This is a genomic window from Microbacterium sp. C448 (genome assembly GCF_000582705.2).
Lineage (GTDB): Bacteria > Actinomycetota > Actinomycetes > Actinomycetales > Microbacteriaceae > Microbacterium > Microbacterium lacus_A.
On record NZ_HG779712.1, the window covers coordinates 1 to 5,516 of the forward strand.

Annotated in this window: 4 protein-coding genes and 1 riboswitch; all 4 genes read right to left on the bottom strand. The window is 69.6% G+C overall.

The window, feature by feature from the left end; translation table 11 throughout:
- On the bottom strand, positions 1-2,650 hold a 2,650-nt coding region (gcvP, locus tag MIC448_RS10810), incomplete at its 3' end, for an aminomethyl-transferring glycine dehydrogenase (protein ID WP_243419968.1).
- Positions 2,651-2,715: 65 nt separating this feature from the next.
- Positions 2,716-3,099 (bottom strand): glycine cleavage system protein GcvH, encoded by a 384-nt coding sequence (gene gcvH / locus MIC448_RS10815; RefSeq protein ID WP_036299430.1) that lies wholly within the window; start codon positions 3,097-3,099, stop codon positions 2,716-2,718.
- A complete protein-coding gene (locus MIC448_RS10820; protein ID WP_036299437.1) occupies positions 3,096-4,337 on the bottom strand; it encodes a glycine cleavage system aminomethyltransferase GcvT in 1,242 nt (413 codons plus the stop codon). Before MIC448_RS10820 ends, gcvH begins: the two co-directional genes overlap by 4 nt.
- Positions 4,338-4,490: 153 nt before the next feature.
- Positions 4,491-4,589: riboswitch (glycine riboswitch) on the bottom strand.
- 235 nt (positions 4,590-4,824) lie between these two features.
- Positions 4,825-5,516 (bottom strand): MarP family serine protease (locus MIC448_RS10825; RefSeq protein WP_036299432.1); only part of this gene is annotated, 692 nt, incomplete at its 5' end.

The following is a 5,516-nucleotide window of genomic DNA, read 5'->3' on the forward strand; positions in this document are numbered from 1 at the left end:
CCCCCGCCGCCACAGCGTGCGCCTCGGCGTGGATCGCGATCATGGCCTCGACGAATCGCTCGAGCTCGGCGAGGTCTTCGCTCTCGGTGGGCTCGACCATGAGCGTGCCCGCCACGGGGAACGACATCGTCGGCGCGTGGAATCCGTAATCGATCAGGCGCTTCGCTACATCGTCGACGGTGATCCCCGTCGCCTCGCGCAGGGGCCGCAGGTCCAGGATGCACTCGTGCGCGACGAGCCCGTTCTCACCCGTGTACAGCACCGGGAAGTGCGCGCGCAGGCGGGCCGCCACATAATTCGCGGAAAGGACCGCCGCGGCCGTGGCCTGACGCAGCCCCTCAGCCCCCATCATCCGGACATAGGCCCACGACACCGGCAAGATCCCCGCCGAACCGTGGGGCGCCCCCGAAATCGGCGCACCGTCGAAAACGAACCCGCCCGCGTGGTCTGCACGCGGCGAGAACGGATGCCCCGGCAAGAACGGTGCCAGATGCGCTTTCGCCGCGACCGGGCCGACACCGGGTCCGCCACCGCCGTGCGGGATCGCGAAAGTCTTGTGGAGGTTCAGGTGCGACACATCGCCGCCGAGATCGCCGAACCGCGCGTACCCGAGGAGCGCGTTGAGGTTCGCGCCGTCGACGTAGACCTGCCCGCCCGCGTCGTGCACGGCCTGCGTGATGTCGAGTACATCGTGCTCGTACACACCGTGGGTCGAGGGGTACGTGATCATGAGCGCGGAGAGCGTCGCGGCGTGCGCCTCGATCTTGGCGCGCAGGTCATCGAGGTCGACGTTGCCGGCCTCGTCGCATGCCACGACGACGACGCGCATTCCGGCAAGCACAGCCGAAGCCGCGTTCGTGCCGTGCGCCGATGACGGGATCAGGCAGACGTCGCGGCCGAGGTCGCCCCGCGAACGGTGGTATCCGCGGATCGCCAGCAGCCCCGCGAGCTCCCCCTGCGACCCAGCGTTCGGCTGCAGCGAGACGGCGTCGTAGCCCGTGACCTCGGCAAGCCAGGTCTCGAGCTGTTCGATCAGGCCCAGGTATCCGCGCACGTCCGCCTCGGGCGCGAACGGGTGCACGCGCGCGAACTCGGGCCACGACACGGCTGCCATCTCGGTTGCCGCGTTCAGCTTCATCGTGCACGAGCCGAGCGGGATCATGCCGCGGTCGAGCCCGTAGTCGCGGTCGGCGAGCGTCTTCAGATAGCGCATCATTGCGGTCTCGCTGCGGTGCGCATGGAAGACCGGATGCGTGAGGTACTCGTCCTCGCGCTGCAGATCGGTCGGGAGGGCACCCTCGCGTGTGGAAGGGGCACCCTCGCGCGTAGAACGGGCACCCTCGGGCGCGGGGAGTGCGCCGTCGGGGAGACCGAACGCCCAGGCCACGGCGGCGAGGTCTGCCGAAGTCGTGGTCTCGTCCACCGATACCCCGACGGTCGCGCCGTCCACCCAGAGCAGTTGGTATCCGCGGGAACGGGCGCGCTCGATCACGCGGTGGGCGTCGCCCGGGACGAAGACCCGGAGCGTGTCGAAGAACGAATCCGACTCGAGCGTCAGACCGTACTCCCGGAGCGCGGTGGCGAGTGCCTCCGCCTTGCCCGCGACATCCTCCGCGATCGCACGAAGGCCCTCGGGACCGTGATAGACCGCGTACATCGCCGCCATGACAGCGAGCAGCACCTGTGCGGTGCAGATGTTCGACGTCGCCTTCTCGCGGCGGATGTGCTGCTCGCGCGTCTGCAGCGCGAGACGGTAGGCGGGGTTACCCGCGGCGTCCCGAGACACACCGACCAGACGCCCCGGCAGCTGGCGAGCCAGGCCTTGGCGCACGGCGAGGTAGCCCGCGTGCGGGCCCCCGTAGCCGAGCGGGACGCCGAACCGCTGGGTCGTACCCGCCGCGATGTCCGCGCCGAGCGAGCCGGGTGAGGCGATGAGGGTCAGCGCGAGCAGGTCCGCCGCGACGACCGTGAGTCCGCCCTGTGCCTGCACGGCGGCGATGGCGTGGGACGGGTCCCACACGCGGCCGGACGCGCCGGGGTACTGGATGAGGGCACCGAAAGCCTCGGGCAGATCGGACGTTTCGACTCGCTGCTCTCGCGGGGCGACCGAGGCGTGCGCGGCGAAGTCGATCGTCTGCAGCTCGATCCCCAGAGCCGCGGCGCGCGACTCCAGCAGAGCGCGCGTCTGCGGCAGCGCGTCCGCGTCGACCAAGAACACATTCGAGCCGGACTTCGACGAACGCCGGGCGACGAGCATCCCTTCCACGACCGCCGTGGACTCGTCGAGCATCGAGGCACCGGCGATGTCGAGGCCCGTCAGGTCGGTCACCATCGTCTGGAAGGTGATGAGTGCCTCAAGACGACCCTGCGAAATCTCGGGCTGATACGGCGTGTAGGCCGTGTACCAGGACGGGTTCTCGAGCACGTTCCGCTGAATGACGGACGGCGTGAAGGTGTCGTAGTAGCCCAGCCCGATCATCGGCCGTGCCGCGCGGTTCGTCGAGGCCAGTTCGCGCAGCTCGGCGAGCGCTTCAGCCTCCGTCGCTGCGGGTGGAATGTCGCTCGTCGTGCGTTCGTGGACGCGGATCGCGCCCGGCACAGCGGCATCGAGCAACGCGTCAACGCTCGGGTAGCCGAGGGTGTCGAGCATCACGGCCTGGGCCGCCGCATCCGTCCCGATATGGCGCGCCGCGAAAGCGCCGCCGGGAGACACGGTCACGAAGCCTGACCCGTCAGGCCGATGTATGCGGCTCGGTCGAGAAGCTCCGCCGGCTGCGACGCGTCGATGCGGATCTTCAGCAGCCACCCGTCCTCGAAGGGCGAGGAGTTGATCAGGCTCGGGTCGTCCGCGACGGCCTCGTTGACCGCGACGATGTCGCCGGTGAGGGGCGCGTAGAGTTCGCCGACCGACTTCGTGGATTCGATCTCGCCACAGACCTGCCCGGCGCTCACGCCCGAGTCGACGGTCGGCAGCTCGACGAACACGACGTCGCCCAGCTTCTCGGCGGCGTAGTCGGTGATGCCGACGGTCGCGATATCGCCGTCGATCGAGATCCACTCGTGTTCGGCGGTGTAGGACAGGGCGGTGAGATCGGTCATTTCTTCCTCCGGTAGAACGGGGTGGGTGTGACGGTCGCGGGGATGCGCGTACCGCGGACATCTATGTAGAGCTGCGTGCCGGGGGTCGAAACGGCCGGGTCGACGTAGGCGAGGGCGATCGGATGCCCGAGCGTCGGGCTGAGCGCGCCGCTCGTGATTTCGCCCACCTCGGTCGCGGCCGGTCCGTCGCCGTCGAACACGGCATAGCCCGCACGCCCGGCCCGGCGGCCCTCCGAAGCGAGGCCGACGAGCACACGAACATCCGGAGCCAACGCCGCGCTGGCGCCCTCGCGACCCACGAAGTCCCCGTCGCTCGCAACCGCGCGCGCGAGACCCGCCTGAGCGGGACGGATGCTCCGCGACAACTCGTGCCCATAGAGCGGCATGCCGGCCTCGAGCCGGAGGGTGTCGCGTGCGGCAAGCCCGGCCGGCACGAGTCCGAGAGGTTCTCCCGCCTCAAGGAGCGCGTTCCAGAGTTCCTCGGCCCGACCAACGGGCACGGCGAGCTCGAAACCGTCCTCGCCTGTGTAGCCCGTCCGGGCGACGAACACCGGAGCCCCATCGAACCGAGCGGCCGCTGCGGCGTAATAGCCGAGGTCACCGAGGCTCGGCGCAAACTCGTCGAGCCCCTCGGTCGCGGCGAGGATGGCGACCGATGCCGGGCCCTGCACCGCGATGAGCGCGAGGTCGTCCGAGACATCCTCCACACGAAAGCCCGTGGCTCCCGCCACGAAACCGAAGTAGACGTCAGCGCCGGGCTCGGACGGTGTCGGTGGCGCGGGAGGAGGGACGGATGCCTCGCGCTCCGCCAGCGCGGTGGCCACGGCATCCCGATTCCCGGCGTTCGCGATCACGACGTAGTGGCCGTCGCCGAGGCGGTAGACGATGACGTCGTCGACGATGCCGCCGCTCTCGGTCAACACGAAGCCATACGAGGCCTTGCCGAGCCGCATCGTGGAGGGCCGCCCCGACAGCGCGTAGTCGAGGAACTCGCCCGCGCGTTCGCCGCTCACGATGAACTCGGCCATGTGCGAAATGTCGAACAGGCCTGCGGCTGTACGGACGGCGTGGTGCTCGGCGAGTTCCGAGCTGTAGCGCACCGGCATCCACCACCCGCCGAAGTCGGTGAAGGATGCGCCGAGCCGCTCGTGGGCTTCGGCAAGTACCGTTCGACGAGGTTCGGGCGAGCGCGCAGCATCGCCCGGTGGGGCCGTCGTCGGCGGGGTGGGGTCTGGCATGAGTTCTCCCGTGGTGGTGCGGGCGGGCGCCGATCGACGCCCGGTGAACTCCCCCTCTGTCATCTGCCTGAGAGTTTCGCCGAGACATCGATCAGGATGACTCGGCTTTCACCGTCGGCGGATCCGCACGAGCGGATCGCTTTCCAGAGTGGCCCGACCCCCGCGGTACGCAATACCTGAGAGATTGGCGGGGAGGCTTGCTCCTTCGGTGCCCGGCGCGAAGCGGTGCCGGGGCTCTCCCGCAAGGGGTCATAGGGCCGGTGTTCAGTTATCGCCGAATCCGGAGGCCCGACGCGGCCAGCATACCCACCGAGGGGCCCCGCGCCGCATCCCCTTTCGGCGACACGCGGAACAACCCAGGGGCGCCCCGCGCCCACACACTCCCCCAAACACCCCTGGTGCGACGAAACACCTCGCGCCCGTGGGTGTTTCGTCGCAGCAGGGGTGTTTCGCTGGCTGAAGCCAGAGCGAGCGGGGGCGAGCGGGGTCAGCGCGTGCAGCTGCCGGACGACACCGGACTCTGCCATCCCGCGGCGCCCTCGACGATCGGAGCGAGTTCGGTCGACGTCGACGCGTAGCCCCGGCTCTCCTGCTCCCCGCCGCGCGCGAAGACGAGGCCCGCAACATCTCCGTCGGCGGTCAGCAACGGGCCACCCGAGTTTCCGGGCCGCACGTTCGCCTCGAGTGTGTAGATCTCGCGGAGGTTCGAGGATTCGTCGTAGATGTCCGGCACCGGTACCGTCCCGACCGCGAGGACCGCTGCCGACATGGACTCGAAGGGTCCGCCGTGCGGATAGCCCTGCACGGCCGCCGACGAACCCGCGGGCAGCACGGGAACGACATCCAGGGGTTCCGCGTCAAGATCGTCGACGGCTATCACGGCAATGTCACCGATGGGATCGAAGTAGACGACCCGGCCGTCGCGCGCCTCGCGGCCGGGCAGCTCGACGACCGGACGATCGACGCCCGCAACGACGTGAGCGTTCGTCACGACACGGTCGGCGCCGATGACGAAACCGGAGCCACTCGAACTCAGCCCGCAGGCGTATGCCACTCCGGTGATACGAGCGACGGATGCCGCGGCCTCCGCGAGTTCCGGGTCGTCGAGCTGAACGGGGGGCTGGACTGCCGCCGTGCCGGGCAGCAACAGTCCGCCGAGTGTGGGGATCGCGTCACCGA

Coding starts and splice junctions, on each gene's coding strand:
- gcvH (WP_036299430.1), bottom strand. CDS start 3,099: ATGACCGATCTCACCGCCCTGTCCTACACCGCCGAACACGAGTGGATC.
- MIC448_RS10820 (WP_036299437.1), bottom strand. CDS start 4,337: ATGCCAGACCCCACCCCGCCGACGACGGCCCCACCGGGCGATGCTGCG.